This window comes from Catenovulum sediminis (genome assembly GCF_007289895.1).
GTDB lineage: Bacteria > Pseudomonadota > Gammaproteobacteria > Enterobacterales > Alteromonadaceae > Catenovulum > Catenovulum sediminis.
On the sequence record NZ_CP041660.1, the window covers coordinates 1,484,040 to 1,500,222 of the forward strand.

General features: G+C 41.4%; 11 protein-coding genes and 1 pseudogene. 5 read left to right on the plus strand and 7 right to left on the minus strand.

Annotation, left to right across the window (positions count from 1 at the left end):
• Nucleotides 1–75: 75 nt before the first annotated feature.
• Together FNT16_RS05970 and FNT16_RS05975 are read right to left on the minus strand one after the other, a co-directional pair.
• Nucleotides 76–1,383: an ABC transporter substrate-binding protein gene (locus FNT16_RS05970; protein ID WP_143870676.1), complete on the minus strand. Its 1,308-nt coding sequence runs from the start codon at nucleotides 1,381–1,383 to the stop codon at nucleotides 76–78.
• 12 nt (nucleotides 1,384–1,395) lie between these two features.
• Nucleotides 1,396–2,772 carry a hypothetical protein gene (locus tag FNT16_RS05975; protein ID WP_143870677.1) on the minus strand — a complete coding sequence of 459 codons (1,377 nt, stop codon included), beginning with the start codon at nucleotides 2,770–2,772 and terminating at the stop codon, nucleotides 1,396–1,398.
• A gap of 428 nt (nucleotides 2,773–3,200) precedes the next feature.
• On the opposite strand from FNT16_RS05975, the gene FNT16_RS05980 reads away from it, so the two are divergent.
• Nucleotides 3,201–3,866: an HAD family hydrolase gene (locus tag FNT16_RS05980; RefSeq protein WP_143872886.1), complete on the plus strand. Its 666-nt coding sequence runs from the start codon at nucleotides 3,201–3,203 to the stop codon at nucleotides 3,864–3,866.
• Nucleotides 3,867–3,878: 12 nt separating this feature from the next.
• Nucleotides 3,879–4,835, plus strand: a complete 957-nt coding sequence (locus tag FNT16_RS05985) for a sugar-binding transcriptional regulator (RefSeq protein ID WP_143870678.1) — start codon at nucleotides 3,879–3,881, stop codon at nucleotides 4,833–4,835.
• Nucleotides 4,836–4,958: 123 nt separating this feature from the next.
• On the opposite strand, the gene FNT16_RS05990 is transcribed toward FNT16_RS05985, so the two are convergent.
• Complete coding sequence (locus FNT16_RS05990) at nucleotides 4,959–6,173, minus strand: hypothetical protein (RefSeq protein WP_143870679.1); 1,215 nt, start codon at nucleotides 6,171–6,173, stop codon at nucleotides 4,959–4,961.
• Between the two features lie 540 nt (nucleotides 6,174–6,713).
• Between FNT16_RS05990 and FNT16_RS20730 the strand changes: the two genes are divergently transcribed.
• Nucleotides 6,714–10,895, plus strand: a complete 4,182-nt coding sequence (locus FNT16_RS20730; protein ID WP_143870680.1) for a pectate lyase family protein — start codon at nucleotides 6,714–6,716, stop codon at nucleotides 10,893–10,895.
• A 209-nt stretch (nucleotides 10,896–11,104) separates the two neighbouring features.
• Here FNT16_RS20730 and FNT16_RS06000 read toward each other — a convergent pair whose 3' ends face one another.
• The 3 genes from FNT16_RS06000 to FNT16_RS06010 form a co-directional block, all read right to left on the minus strand.
• The gene (locus FNT16_RS06000; RefSeq protein WP_143870681.1) at nucleotides 11,105–11,707 is read right to left on the minus strand and encodes a response regulator transcription factor; all 603 of its coding nucleotides are present in this window, start codon (nucleotides 11,705–11,707) and stop codon (nucleotides 11,105–11,107) included.
• A complete protein-coding gene (locus tag FNT16_RS06005) occupies nucleotides 11,704–12,807 on the minus strand; it encodes a sensor histidine kinase (protein ID WP_143870682.1) in 1,104 nt (367 codons plus the stop codon). The genes FNT16_RS06000 and FNT16_RS06005 overlap by 4 nt, the downstream gene beginning before the upstream one ends.
• A 92-nt stretch (nucleotides 12,808–12,899) precedes the next feature.
• Nucleotides 12,900–13,601, minus strand: coding sequence for a tetratricopeptide repeat protein (locus FNT16_RS06010; RefSeq protein WP_143870683.1), 702 nt, complete (start codon nucleotides 13,599–13,601; stop codon nucleotides 12,900–12,902).
• A 585-nt stretch (nucleotides 13,602–14,186) separates the two neighbouring features.
• On the opposite strand from FNT16_RS06010, the gene FNT16_RS06015 reads away from it, so the two are divergent.
• Both FNT16_RS06015 and FNT16_RS06020 read left to right on the plus strand, forming a co-directional pair.
• Entirely contained in the window at nucleotides 14,187–15,524 is a 1,338-nt protein-coding gene (locus FNT16_RS06015; protein ID WP_143870684.1) for a HipA domain-containing protein, read from the plus strand.
• Nucleotides 15,514–15,795, plus strand: a complete 282-nt coding sequence (locus tag FNT16_RS06020) for a helix-turn-helix transcriptional regulator (protein WP_246072391.1) — start codon at nucleotides 15,514–15,516, stop codon at nucleotides 15,793–15,795. Before FNT16_RS06015 ends, FNT16_RS06020 begins: the two co-directional genes overlap by 11 nt.
• A gap of 65 nt (nucleotides 15,796–15,860) precedes the next feature.
• On the opposite strand, the pseudogene FNT16_RS06025 reads toward FNT16_RS06020, so the two are convergent.
• Nucleotides 15,861–16,175, minus strand: a pseudogene (locus tag FNT16_RS06025) (DUF4143 domain-containing protein); the annotation flags it as partial.
• Nucleotides 16,176–16,183: the final 8 nt, after the last annotated feature.

Consider the following 16,183-nt stretch of genomic DNA (forward strand, 5'->3'; position numbering starts at 1 on the left):
CCCTCTTACTAAAACTCTTACTAAAAAAATTAGAGGTAAATCAGCCGCTAACTGCAGCTGACTTACCCGGAATGACTACTTGATATACCGTGCTCTACGCATGGTTCTTTCAACTAGGCGTTGTGAGTTTTGCAAAGCCTGTTCAACGCTCATTTGGCCAGTCAGTGCAGCACTAAATTGCTGGCCCACTGCTGTGCCCATGCCCTGAAATTCGGGGATTGCGACAAATTGCATACCGACATACGGTACGGGCTTAACGGTTGGGTTAACCGGATCGGCCGATTGTATTGAGTCCAGTGTAATTTGCGCAAAAGGCGCAGCTTTTAAATAGTCAGGATTATTGTATAAAGAGATACGCGTACCCGGCGGCACCTTAGCCCAGCCTTTTTGGCTGGCTACTAATGCTAAGTACTCTTTTGACGTCGCCCAGCTGATAAATTTCATTGCTGCGTCTGATTTTTTACTGCTTGAAGGGATCGCCAAAGACCAAGCCCACAACCAGTTACCTCGCTTGCCAAGGCCATTATCGGGCGCCAATGCAAAACCGACTTGGTTAGCAACTTGCGAGTCTTTTTCATTTGTTACAAATGCGCCTGCGACGGTTGCATCAATCCAGATCCCACATTTTCCGGTTTGGAATAAAGCAAGATTTTCATTAAAGCCATTTGCGGACGAACCGGGCGGTCCATACTTTTTCATTAAATCAACATAGTAATTGAGGGTATTTTTCCACTCTGGTGTGTTGAATTGGGGTCGCCAGTTTTCATCAAACCAACGAGCGCCAAATGAGTTAGACATAGAGGTAATCAAAGCAATATTTTCACCCCACCCAGCTTTACCGCGCAGGCAAATACCATAAACGCCTGCCTCTTTATCTGTCATCGCGGCCGCTGCTTTGCGGATAAAATCCCAGCTTGGCGCTTTTGGCATTTCTAATCCGGCTTTTTCCATTAGATCAGTGCGGTACATCACCATTGAACTTTCACCGTAAAATGGAGCTGCGTATAGTTTGCCTTCTGCTGTTAATCCACTTCTGATCGCAGGTAACAGATCGTCCAAATCATATGACGGACCTAGATTATCCAACGATTTTAGCCAACCTTGTTTTCCCCAAATCGGCACTTCATATGTGCCAATTGTCATAACATCATATTGACCACCTCGGGTCGCAACATCGGTTGTAACGCGCTGACGCAGAATATTTTCTTCCAGTGTTACCCACTTTAAGTTGATATTCGGGTGTTTCTTTTCAAAATCACTGCTGAGTTCTTTCATGGTGATCATGTCACCATTATTAACGGTCGCAATGGTGATGGTTTCTGCATTGACGGTCGTGCTTAAAGCAAGCGCACCGCACAACATCATAGATAGTTTTTTAAACATTTTGGAACCCCACTAAAATTTAACTGATAGTTCAGATGTAACGCCGCTAAAACCTTGGCCAATTTGACCACCAGAGTTAACACCTTCATCCTGGTCAACATATTCAAACTTCCACAATGTGCGCTCGTTTAACCAATAACCCGCGCCAACCTGTAAACGAGTGACTTCGTTATCTGATTGTTCAATTAAATCAGATGAGTTTTCAGCTGCAGAGTAACGCGCCGCTAAATAAAATTTGTTGGGAAGCAAATACTGCTGCGCTTCCAGCACCCAATAATCAACAGAACTATCCCCTTTGATCACGTTGTTTGAATCAAAAGTAGTACCTTCTGGATCAGCAACACCATTGCTGCCAAAATAAGTAATACCTGCAACGGCATTACCTGCTGTATCTGCAAAAGTATAGTCGTCGGCAGATTTTCCGAGCATAAAGATCACACTGGTTTGCTCAGTAGGTTGATACGCTAAGTTCAGTTGTACAATGGATTGATTAAGGCCCGGCAATGCACCAACATGCGTGTCACGCTCACTGGATGCAGACGCTGAGAAGTTGTAGTTTTCGCCGTCACCAAAACGATAGTTGGTGGTTGTGACACCGCTCAGGCTTGCCATGCCATTTTCAAAAGTCAGTTGGTCGCCTTGATTCGCTTTAAATAAGTTTAGGCCAGCTTTAAATCCGCCTGCAAATTCTAACGTCCCTTGCAGTCGATAGTTGTAACCACGATCTTGTTGAAACGCTTCTCCAAAGCTTGAGGTGGTCATATGCCCTGCCACGTTGTACGCGCGAATAAAACCGTTGTCATACGACTGGCTATAGCTTAACTGAATTCCGTTTTCGGCTGTTGCGTAATCTGTAATGCCATTACCGATCAGTGCATTACCTTGGTTGTCTGCCCCATCTTGAAAACCTTTAAACTGAAATGGTGCAGCACCAATATTGCCGATACGAAGCGTTAAGTCGTTATTGTTTTTCGTGGTTTCACTTAACCCTAAAAGGTCAAACTCAATGCCGGCAAAATCCTGGTGGAACGAAAAGTCACGATCGCCATTATTGCCAAAGTCATTCGGTTCTTCTGCAATATCTACATCGGCGGTGATGTGTTCGGTGATCTTAAATTTAAACTGTAAATTAACGCGAAGACGACCAAACCCACCGGCTTGTTCTTCATCTTCTGGCCGAAAAGCACCTTCTTTTGCTTGTATCGATTGATAGTTTTGCATTGCCAAAAAATTTACATGCACTCGCCCATCTAAAAATTCATTGGCTTCTGCAGCCTGTGCATATGCTGAAGCTGATGCTGCAATAATCGCAGATGCCAGCAAGCTTAATTTTGACTGCCATGGGTTAGAACGCGTGTTTTTTAATTTGCCAGTTACTGTATTTAGCATGGGAAATCCTCTTCGTTAATCGACGGTTTTTTGTATTTTGTTAAAACTAAGCTGAGCATATTATCGCACCACACCTATCGATCATATGCCCACGTTATGATTATATGACCAAATAACAAAATCAATGTCAACAAAGTTTAAATAAAATAAATATCATTTATTTACATAAAAACAACAAAAACCATTAAATACAATAAGTTAAGCACGTAAAATTAAATTACATTTTTTAAACAAAAAACAACACACCAGAGCTAATGCCCACAAAAAGATTATTTACACACCCAAAATTCACTTTATAGTCGAAGCAAAACACGCAAAACCCCCAAATCTAGGCCGATGTATAATTGACAAAAAGACAACATAATAGGAACATGCTCAATTATAGAGCGTATGCTCGGCATGTATCGAATGACCGCCAGAGGTATCCAGTGCAAAGAAACTATGAGCTCATTATTTTTGATTGTGACGGCGTGGTAATTGACAGCGAAATCATCAGTGCCAGCGTGCTTGTTGAAAAACTGAACGCCTGTGACGTAAAAGTTGATTTAAATTATGTACTGTCTCATTTTTTAGGGCGCAGTTTTCCAACCGTTCGTAAACTAATTGAAGATACTTTCTCAATTCGCCTAAGTGATGGTTTTGAAGCAGACTACCGAAATACATTATTGGCACGCTTTCAAACGGAGCTGCACGAAACCAACGGTTTTTCGGCTATGTTGTCGGCACTTAAAATTAAAAAATGTATTGCCACCAGCAGCAGCCCAAAACGGGTTTCCGGTTCATTAAGTCAACTGAATTTAACGGATGATTTTGGCCAAAATGTGTTTACAGCAAGTGAAGTAAAACAAGGTAAACCGGCCCCCGATTTGTTTTTACACGCAGCAAAAACAATGGGCACTAGCCCGGAAAATTGCTTGGTTATTGAAGATAGCCCACCTGGGATACAAGCCGGATTAGCCGCCAATATGACAGTGATTCATTACCGGGGCGGCGCGCATTTAGCTAAATCATCGCCGACAAAGCTTGAGCCAAGTGTACAAGTAATCAGTCACTGGAAAGAATTAATCAGTTTATATCCACATTTATTTAAATAATTGGAAAGTATTATGACAAGTAAATCGTCCTCAGAGCTAAAACGCCTAGAAGACGCAGCAAGAGCCGCTTGGCTATATTATGTTGCAAAAAATACCCAAGATGAAATTGCACAAAAATTAGACGTATCTCGCCAATCAGCCCAGCGTTTAGTTGCGCTGGCGGTTAACGAAGGTTTGATCAAGGTTCGCCTTGATCATCCCATCTGCGCATGTATGGATTTAGCCGCACAACTGAAAAAAAAATACAATTTAATAGAATGTGAAATTGTCCCAACCGACCCAAGTGCACCCGATGATAATACCGGTTTGGCACAAGCTTCAGCACATATTCTTGAGCGTTATTTAAGATCAGACCAACCTCGTACTTTGGCATTTGGTACCGGCCGCGCATTAAAAGCGATGGTTGATGAGCTGCCAACAATGCAATGTGCACAGCATAAAATTGTTTCACTTGTCGGCAATATGATGAAAGATGGCTCGGCTTCTGCGTTTGATATTGTGGTGAGTATGGCGAATCGAATCAATGCAAAACATTACCCGATGCCACTGCCAGTGATCGCCAGCTCAGAACAAGAAAAGTTGATTTTGCACAGCTTATTTTCGGTTAAAAGTATCTTTAAGTTAATTGAACAGGCTGATGCGACTTTTGTAGGTGTCGGCCATATTACCGATAATCCGCCCTTATTGGTGGATGGTTTTATTCAGGAAGAAGAGTTACAACAAGCCAAACAAGACGGCGCGGCGGGCGAAATAATCAGCTGGATATACAATCAAAATGGCCAAATATTAGATAACGCCATTATTGAACGCGTAGTCAGCGCGCCGCTGCATCCCGAAACTGACAAACCTGTTTATGGTATTGCCGCCGGCTCGCATAAAGTATCCGCCATTCGCGCTGCATTAAACGGTCGTTTAATCAATTCACTGATCACCAACGAATATACTGCAAAGCAATTATTGGCGGATTAATATAAAAAAGCCGTGAGAATTTTGCTTCGGTTAAGCTTTTTTTGGCTATCCAAGTGATAGCCAAACTCAGCGATAAGACAAATATAAGATAAATATAAGACAAATAGAATTGAGTTTTTTGATTTAATAATCTTCAAAAAAATACTCTTCAGCTAATTCGTCTAACATTTTCTGCTCTTCAATTTTTTGCTGCGCTTGTCTTTCTGCTAATAAGCGATTTAATACTTTTAGGTTTGTACATTCGTTGATGATTTCAAGCATTTGAATTTGCCCCACTGTTAACATTTCAACGTGAGATTTTATGGTCGCTTTAATTTGTTTTTTCGAGCCGTTTGCAAAACGCCGCCAAACTAAATTTTGCGGCGTGTCTTCATACGTCATGTCTTCGCGTTCGTCGTCTAGGTCATCCAATTTTCGATATAACAATAGAGTTAATGCAGAGATTGATTCATCATCTAAATTTATCTCAGCATCCGGCACAAACTGACTATACAAAGTAAAAATAGTAAAGACGTCATTTTGTTTTTTTGCTGTTGAAAGCTGCTGCATTAACGTTTGTTTTTCAAGTTTTTTGTCTTCGTCTTGCTCTTTGTCTGGATGTAAAATTTGCGCAAGCTTTTTATACATTTTATTGGTTTGGCTACGTTTAAACAGATTGTTGTAATGATTACCTAATGTAGATTCGCTTTCGAAATTATGCTGTTGATATTGGCTGCCAGTGAATGGATCATCTGAGCCAAATATATCTTCGTCATCAAATAGATCTTCTTCTGCGAAAGCTTCTTGTTCGATATCTGACAGCTTGCTCTCGATATAATCTTGCATTGCACCTGGGTTTGATGCCATTTCGACCAGTTCGTCGTCAGATAAATCAATCTCCATTTCTAGCATGTTCTCTAACAAGTCACGAACACCCTCAGGGTAAATTACTTCGTCGCTGTCTATCTCATCATTATTTACGAGGGCTGCTATTTGATCATGCACATTTAAACGCAGCTCGTGGGTATTAATATCGCCACTAAAGGGGTTTGACTCGATATCTTCGATTTCTGATTCAATCCAGCCTATCAAACACATTCTGCGGGCTTCAGATAAAGACTTGCGGCTAATAAATTGCGTTAAATGCTCAACTAACTGTGCTGAAGCTTGCGTAAAACGGGCTTCTTTTTCACCCGCGACTTTTGAAAAATCGTTATAAAAATCTTCTATTTCGCTTTTTAGTTTTGCGTTACGGGCCTGTTTCTTTTCAACCCTGCGCCACACTTTATTCAACTTATTAAACGCTTCGTGTGAGTGATTGCTCTCATTAGTCTGAATATTAGTGTTGGCGAGTATCATAATAAACCTGAGTCAAAATTAACCTTGTTAAAGTGCCTATGCTACCTAATTTTTAAAAGATGAAAACACGAAAAATATATATGTTATAGCTTTATAAAAATGCCGGGTGGAATAATGGAGTAAAAAGCGCAAAATCTAACTCAATGTCAAAATAGCATTCGTAAAATAACTGAACTCAACTCATTAAAATTAATAAAAAAAATGATCACTAGTGTTTATGCCGCCTTAATGCTTTAAGTTTAAAACAACATTTAAACATTTAGTTTACAAGTAAAAATAAGGTGATTATTATAACCTTGCTTTGCCACCGGTAGCATTACGGATAATGAAGCCATTGATAGATACAATACTTTAAATCAGTGACTTAGCTTTACCCAAATAACAGTGGCAAAGCAACACACAACTCGCACATTAAACGACAAAGGTTATTCAATGTTGAATCGCTGTTGAAGTTTAATACTGGCAGGTACTAATGGCTACAGCTGGTACCTGTAGCCCCCTGCCAGGCGATGATGAACTATCAATCACATGGTGGATTATATGAAAAATAATACTATTAGGCAATTGAGTAAAGCCGTTGCCTTTGTAATATCAGCAATCTCGGCTAGCCAGAGCTATGCCGCAATTGGCGGTTTCGCTGAGGAAAACGGCGGTACAACCGGGGGGCAAGGTGGTAACGTAGTTTATGCAACCACAGGCACACAAATTCATGAGGCGCTTTGTAATCGCCCTTCCAGCGATACGCCTATCATCATTCATGTTGAAGGCACTATTAACCACAGCAATACATTTAAAGTTTCAGGAGACAGCTGTAATACAGCAGATGGCGTTATAGAACTCAAAGAAATTAGCAACGTGTCTTTGATTGGCGTTGGCAGTGGTGCATTGTTTGATGAATTAGGTATACATATTCGTAAAGCGTCCAACATCATCATTCAAAACGTGCATGTACGTAACGTTAAAAAATCAGGCTCTCCGATTTCTAATGGTGGGGATGCGATTGGCATGGAAAGTGATGTATCTAATGTTTGGGTTGACCATGTCACGTTAGAAGCAAGCGGTGGCGAAAGTGAAGGCTACGATGCTTTATTTGATATGAAAGCAAACACCAAATACGTGACTTTATCTTACAGTATTTTACGCAACTCAGGCCGTGGAGGGTTAGTTGGTTCAAGCGATAGTGACGACCAAAATGGTCCGGTTACATTCCACCATAATATGTACGAAAATATCACTTCGCGTACACCATTATTACGCCATGCAACGGCCCATGCATACAACAACTATTACACAGGTCTGCAATCGTCAGGTATGAATCCGCGTATTGGCGGTGAAATGAAAGCAGAGAACAACTACTTCGCGGACTCTAAAGATCCGTTAGGTACGTTTTACACCAACGACATGGGTTATTGGGAAGTCAGTGGCAATATCTGGGACAATATTACTTGGTCAGCAGCAGAAGATAAAATTCATCCTGCTGGGCCAAACCCAACCTCAACCACTTATATTTCAATCCCTTACGATTACGATTTAGATAGCGCAAACTGCGTACCAAATATAGTATTAGCCACAGCAGGTGCAAGTACGGGTTTAGCTGTATCAGACGGTAGCTGTACAGTCACCCCTTCTCCTACACCTACACCAACCCCGACGCCAACGCCTACTCCAACTGACCCGAACCCGGAAGATCCAACACCAACACCCGGAACAGGTAGTCAAGTTTTAAATATTACTGAATCGGGTATATCAAGTGATTTCTTTGATATTTCAGGCAATCTATCTTCCTCTAAAGGTACGGTAAATTACAACGGTTTAACCTTAACTCAAGCACTTAAAATTGAATCAAGTACTGCTATAAACTTCACGTCTAACGCAGACGGTGAATTGGTATTAGTGTTCAATGAGGGAGAAAGTGGACGCATTAGTGTAGATGGAAATACACATACGGTTAGCAATGGTGTGCTTACTATACCATTAGCAGCCGGCAATCACGCTATTTCGAAAGTAGACACAATGAACTTGTACTACATCAGCCTAGGTAACAATGCTGAAGAACCAGAGCAACCAACAGAGCCTGAGCCAACGCCAGACACTGGTAGTGTATCAGCTGCTACATCTGTCGATGCAAATAATGTGACGTTAACATGGTCAACAGCCAATATTAACAATATTACAGGCCAACAGATTTATCGAGACACCGACGCCACACTTGAAGGCCGAGTTCGTATCGTTTCTGGTATTTCTGGCAATAGTTATACCGATACAAATGTTGCTGATGGTCGCTATTATTATTCAGTAAAAATTATCGGAAACGACGGCCAAACATACAATTCTGAAGCAGTTAGAGCAGATGTACAGACTGCAGCAACAGACTTAACCATTGAAGAAAACTCAAACGGTTTCTGCGCTGTTGAAGGCAGTATTGATAGCAACCACAGCGGCTATACAGGTGTCGGATTTGCCAATACAGATAATGCGACTGGCACGGGTATAGACTACGCAATTTCAGTACCAGCCTCTGGCGAGTACCAACTGAGTGCACGTTATGCAAATGGCTCAACCGATCGTCCAGCGGCAGTCATAGTAAACGACATTTTACAAGGCAACTTGGCATTACCAAGTACTGGTGCCTGGGGTAACTATGCGCTATCAAGCCAAATGCCGGTTAACTTAACAGCTGGATTAAATTTTGTTCGTCTACATGCAACTGGCTCAGCTGGTTTAGCCAATATTGACAGCTTAACGCTATCAGGTGCAAACCCTGAGCCTGGTGACTGTAATGGCCAAGTTGGTGATGGTGCGCCGACAACAGATCCTGAGCCAACCCCTGATCCTGAACCGACGCCAGATCCAGAACCAACCCCTGATCCTGAGCCGACGCCAGAAACACAAAGTGAAGTGTTAAACATTACCGAATCGGGTATCTCAAGTGACTTCTACAACATCTCTGGCAACTTGTCTTCTTCAAAAGGCACTGTAAATTACAATGGTTTAACCTTAACTCAAGCGCTAAAAATTGAGTCTAGTACTGCTATTACTTTTACTTCGGTTGCCGATGGCGAATTAATCCTTGTGTTCAATGGAGGCGAAAACGGCCGCATTCGCATCGATGGCACCAGTTACGATGTGTCTAATGGTGTCCTTACTTTACAACTAGTCGCAGGAAGCCACTCAATTTCTAAAATTGACACTATGAACCTTTACTACATCAGCCTAGAGAACAATGGTGGTGAAAGTGAACAACCAACCGACCCCGTAGAGCCGACAGATCCCGAAGAGCCTACCGATCCATCTACCCCACCAACATCCGGTGGTGGCACTGAAGTGGTTTACCCCGATGCAAATTGTGCTGAATTAATCAACAACGACAATATTAACTGGCGTGAATCTTCACTACAAAGTGACCAAGAAATTATTGAATGTTTATCTGCTTCATTAGGTAAACCAGTTGGTTACGGTGAAAACGCAACTGGGGGTTATGATCCAGCAGGCAGTAGTAAGTTAGTTGTTATTACTAGTGACCGTCCTGAAGATCAAATATTAGCCGCTATCTCTTCACCTGAGCACAACTGGATTGTATTTGATAAAAATGATTTTGCTAACGAAACAGCGTTAATGATGTACCGCCCATATTGTGCTGATCCAGCTTTACAATCAGCATTAGGTGTAGACGAGGCAACCTGCCGTGACCCATATGCCTGGTGTTCAGCAAAAGGCGTATCAAGCTCGAATTGTCTGCTAACTTTCTTCAATGACGAATTGAATGATAAAAGTTTACCTATCCGCAACTATCTAATTGATAGCAATACAACCATTGACGGTCGTGGTGCTAAAGCAACCTTTACTTTCAATGGTTTTAAAATTGGCGCTGATAGCAGTGGAGCTTCTACGCATATGTCTGAAAATGTGATTATCACCAACAATAAATTTGTCGGTGTAGGTCATACCGAAGACCATAACTTAGACCCAGATATGATCCGCTCAACAGGTGAATCACACGATATCTGGATCCATCAAAATACCTTTGATACAACGGGTGATTCAGCATTTGACGTAAAAGTGGGCGCGTATAATATCACTGTCTCTTTCAATAAATTAGTTAACGTTAAACGAGCCGCGTTACATGGTTCAAGTGACAGTCGAAGCATTAACTCGCAAATTACGACTACCATTCACAATAACTTGTTTGTGACGACAGATGATAATTTTGGCGCTAGCTCATATAACACAATGCGCCGAGTTCCATTGTTGCGCCGAGGTCAAACGCATATGTTCAATAATGTATTTTATGGTTATAGAAAAGACATTATGAGTATTCGTGTTGGCGGTAGTGCATTAGTTGAAGATAACTTATTTATGAACCCGGCTGATAACTCAAAAGGTGATGACTTAGCCGATTGGACGCTAAACTTGTTTGACGGTGCGGTACGTGACGGCAACTTAGAAGTAAGTAACAGCTATGTATACGAATCTGACGCAAATTGTACCACCTCTGGCGCATCTGCATCACTAGACGTGCAAGATGGCTCAACACCAAACATGTTTGCTGACTACAACGGTATTTCACAGGATACGATTAACGCCAACCGTATGTCTGCGAATGCGGAGTTACGCAACTATGTTATGGCTTCTGCCGGTAAAGGTGGTAAAGCACCTTGGGTATCGAGTTATTCTGAAGGTGTAAATGCATTGGTAGCATCTGCTGCTGCAAGTTGCCAATAGATACCAAACTCGACCGTGCATTAACTGCGTTTAGCTGTTAACTTGCACATTCGCTAACAAAGACTTCCTACTAGGTTGTTTTTCTAACACAAATCCCTCGATGAAAATTGAGGGATTTTTTATCAATGCTTTGATTGCCCTTCTCGGAAGGCTTCTAGTCTATGGCCTATAAATTAACGGTCAGCTTAACTTTGCACAACCAACAGTCACTACAACCAACCTTTTTGTCGGGCGATTCGTGCGGCATCAATGCGGTTAGTGGCGTTTAGTTTTGCGATAGCTTCTGATAAATAATTACGCACTGTACCTTCAGATAAAAACAATTCGGTGGCTATTTCCGCTGTTTTTTTACCTTCGCCTGCTAGGCGTAACGACTTACGCTCTTTATCTGATAAAGGGTCAGCATCATCTAATGCTTGAATGGCAAGTTCTGGATCAATCACTTTTTTGCCCTGCATGATTTGCCTTAGCGCAGCGGCTAATTGTTCTGACGGGCAATCTTTTAATAAAAACCCCCGAACACCCGCGACTAATGCCCGTTTTATATAACCTGCACGCGCAAAAGTGGTGATAACAACCGTTTTAACATCAGGCTTATGTTTTTTTGCTTCTTCGATTAATTCTAAGCCCGTCATCATAGGCATTTCTATGTCGGTTAATAATACGTCTATCTCGTGCGTTTTAACTAAATCGATTGCCTCACGTCCATTTGCTGCTTGTGCAACAACTTCAACATCAAATTCTAAGTTGAGTAATGCAACTAATGCACCCCGTACGAGAGCTTGGTCTTCAGCAATAAGCACTTTTATCATAACTGAAATATCCTTTTATCAAATTCTAATTCTAGCGCAAAACCCTGTTCTCGCTGCAGTTGAAACTGACCACCCAATTCACTGACACGCTCTTCTATACCGGTTAATCCATTACCGGAAGTTGCTTTTGATAGCGGTCCGTCATTCGCTATTTTAAGGGTTAATTTATCAGCTTGCTGCGCAACATAAAGCTGCACATTTTTACCTTGGCTATGCCTGATAATGTTGGTTGTGGCTTCTTTTATTATCAGCAATATGGTTGATTCTGCTTTGGCTGTTAATCCTTTAAATGTTAATGCGCCTTCAACATTAAAACCTTTATCGATAAGCAAATTATGCATTTTAAGTAACTCTGCATTTATGTCTTTGGTTTTGTACCCTGATACGGCAGCGCGAACTTCAGACAATGTCGTGCGTGTAATATCGGCAACTTGCTCTATTTCATCTAATGCGGCGTCGATTTGTCCAGCTTTACCTAATTTATTTGCCAATTCAGCTTTTAACACAATAGATGACAAAGTATGCCCAAGCAAATCATGTAAGTCGCGAGCGATGCGCTCTCGTTCGGCAATCGTCGCGAGTTGTTTGTTGTGTTGCTGGCTTTGTTCTTTGGCGTGCTCTTGCTGCAATGTAGAACGCGTCATCGTGCCAAAAAAGTAATTAGGTATAGTTGCAATGTAGGCAGGTAATAAAAAATACAGCTCAATTAAATTAAACGCCCAAGCACTAAAACCGATAGCGACTAATATAAACAAAAGCCAAGGCGCCCCTCGTTTATACGAATAATAATAGCCGACTAAAAATGCAATATAGGGGAACAAGGCACAAGTACCCGGGTTTAAGGTGGTAGCCGCCACACTGATTACCGTTAAGCCAAATAAATAATAATGGATATTGTGCTGGGTACATTTTTGCGCCTGAATATAACCGGCAATAAATGCAAAATAGGCGATAAAACTGACGACAATTTCAAGCTCAGTTAATTGATGCCAAATCATACTAAGCGGGAAAAAATAAAACCCGGTGAATAATAAGGGAACCCACAAAAAGAAGTTTTTGTATCCGCTAAACAGAGGTGCAGCTTGGTAACTTTGATTCATAACTTGCTCAGTTTATTTTGTCGCTGATTTCAAGAAAATGGTGCAGACATTTGACCACACCATTTATGTTTTTAGTTTAATTTTATTGCGATTTATAGCGAGCTGATGTTTTGCTCATTTTGTGCAATAAGACCCTTAGCCCAGTTGCTATTTGGATTTATCTCAACCGCTTGGTTAAAATCGAGCAATGCACCTTTGGTATCGCCTTGCTCTACTTTAGCTAAACCGTGCCAGATATAGGCTTCGTCATATCCCCAGTGATAACCTGAATGGACATCATCCGGATAGTTATTTATTGCCTGATTAAACATAGCAACGGCTACTTGTTTATTACCACCATATGCAGCTGGTGTATGGTATTTAATAATGCCATGTACCAGTTTTAGCCGTGGGTTTTTCGGCGCTAATTGGCCTGCCTTGTTTAACAATTCATACGTTTTGGGGCCAAACTCTTTCGCTTTTTCGGGTGCAAAACCTGAGTGCAATCCAAGTACTTGTGCCAATAAAATCATGCTTTCAACGTCTTTAGGATTGTGCTTAAGTTGTTGATTTAAAATATCAGCTGACAAGGTTAAATGTTGAGTCAATTTTGCGAAATTTTGCTGTACCAGATAAGCCGCGCCTAATTTGTAGTGAGCAAAAGCCTGATCATAGCCACTGGTGTGCGCGGCCAATTCCGTAAGGTTTTCAACCTGCATATTGTTTGCCGCGAGCGTAATATTGTCTATCGTGCTCTGTTCTGCAAAAACATTTAAGCTTATTGAAAGTGCAACTGCAAAAATAACTTTTTTCATCTTAATATCCTTAACAAGTGTTTTGTTTAAATTTGAGAGCAGCGCTCCCGACAGAATTAAGTATGCCAAAGCGTATTTTTTTTATTAGAGCGGTTTGTCATCAATTAATATGACAAATGTCATGCGTATGATCGGCGCCAATCGCGCTCGTTCGTCACGGTTATCTAGGCGAGTTTTGCATTATTTGAGTGTTAAGCCGCCGCTTGCGGCTGCTGTAATAAATACAGGAGAGATCTATTGAACATGTTAATTTTAAAGCTATTCAGAAACTCAAAGTAGCCCGGAGATGAAGCCTAGCTGATTAAGTTTACCGCGAAAAAATATAGTGCTTTTCCAATGAAGTTAAATCAATTTATTCAATTCAAGATGAGCACTACGCCCTTTCAGTTCTATGGCTAAATCTCTTATAAAAATTTAGGACATTCAATTCACAAACGGTAACAAAGTTCTGGACCAAGTTATTTACCGACTTTGAGTCGGTAGTTTATTCCCGCAATACTTTTCTATCCGTTATTACAGAGGTAGACTTCTACCGAAAAGCTGTTAATATCGACAATGAAACGGTAACAAACTACTGGGTGGGTAATGCAAGCCGTCACGCTACAATTATTTAATCAAGGCCAATGGTGGGACGCCGCTACGTTGAGTTTCTCCGATGAGCGGCTAAGTGCCAGTTGTTTGCTTTATTATGAACCTGAGTATATTGCAATGGTAGCCAATTACGAGGTCAAGGATTGTTGGGCATGCACGGTTAATGCGCCCATTAGTGCTGTTCCGCAAGACTACCCCAATTGGCCTGCGCTACTAGATGATATTTTGCCAGCCGGTAAATCTCGAGATTGGTGGCTCAAGTACCTTAATGTCAGTCGCGCTAACGAGTTTCAGCAAAACTACGCGTTGCTGACACATGCTTGTATGTCACCCGTTGGCAACTTACGAATAAAAGAGTCTGTGCCAGCGACAGCTAATATCGACACACGTCGCTTTCCAATTAAAGACGTGATTTCATTGCAGTATGACTTCTTAGAGTATGCCAATGAACAAGGGGCTGCAGTAGGAGGTGCAACAGGGGCTGGTGGTGTTGCACCAAAGCTTTTGCTGATGCTTGAAGATGACAAAGTTTTTATTGACGGTGACTTTGCTGGCAAACCATTGACGGCCACACCGTATTTAACAAAGTTCGCGCGAAATAAACGTACAGCTCGAGACAATAATATCCTCAAAGCTGAAGGTGTTTATTATCAGGCTCTTGCTGAGATTCTCAAAGATACCAACGTTCAAACCATCAATGTGAACAAGCTAAAAATATTAGAAGATGAACAGAGCGGTCAAGTCAGTTTGTGGTTGCCACGCTTTGACGTCGGGTTTGAAAACGGCGCAGCCACAAGAATTGGTTTGGAGAGTATCTATTCAATCATAAATGCAGAGCCAGGCAGTTATCAAGATCATTTTTATGTGATGGAGACTGTTTGGCGCAGAATAAACTCTGCAACTCAAATGACACAAAAGGAATTTGCAAAGCAATATGTTGTTAGAGATTTTTTAAACATTGTTTTTGGCAATTCAGATAATCACGGCCGAAATATTTCGTTTTTAAAATATGATGGCGATATTGGTTTTGCACCCATTTATGATTTTGCTCCGATGAAAGCAGATGAAGAAGGTATAACCCGTTTATTCAAATGGGGACGAAGTTGTGAAGCGGGGGGGCAAGTTAATTTTTCAAACGTCGCTAAACAGCTTTCCGATTTTTGTGAGCCGGACGAACTGATTTTATTTTTGAATCATCTGGCAGAGAAATTAATCGACTTGCCTGAACGACTGGCAAGATTAAATTGCCCAGATGAAATATTAAATTTTCCCGCGATTGGTTTTAGCAATGTAAAAAATAAATTAGTAGAGATGGGGGTTTATGATGGCTAGCTTGTCTGGTGAACAACGAAAAGAAATTCTTGCGAAGCTAGAAAGCGATCTGGCCAATAATGTTATTACCATTGGTGAGTTAGTCAAACAGGTTCGTACGCAGCTGTACGGCATGACGCAAACTCAATACGCAAAATTTATTAAGGTGTCTGACAAAACCCTAAGAGATATTGAAAAAGGCAATACAGACCCTAGAGTCTCAGTACTGAATAAAATTTTAGCGCCAGGGGGCTTTCAGCTGTCAGCGCGCGCGGTTCGGCGCGATATTTAATTTCTCGCGTAGTTCAGGCTCTAGCCACTAAATCTTACTTCACTTTTTGTAGACCTAGGGCGTGTTTACCACCTCTGAGGTAAATACTGCGTGAAATACAAAGGCATCACGATATTAGTTTGTTCTAACGCTGAAGAGCCTTGTGTGCCAGTTAGCTTAAAGGTTGTAATTAGTGCACATTTTTCAACGTAGGATGCCAATGATTTTGCTCTTGTACGTTTACCACTTTTGACTTCAACAGGAACGATATCGCCTTCATCGGTTGCCAAAATAAATTCGATTTCGGCGCGGGCATCATTCCATGAATAACTTGGGTCAACACCAATAGCGGTGAGCTCTTGTTGCACAAAGTTTTCTGCCACATATCCTTTAAAATTAAACCATCCAA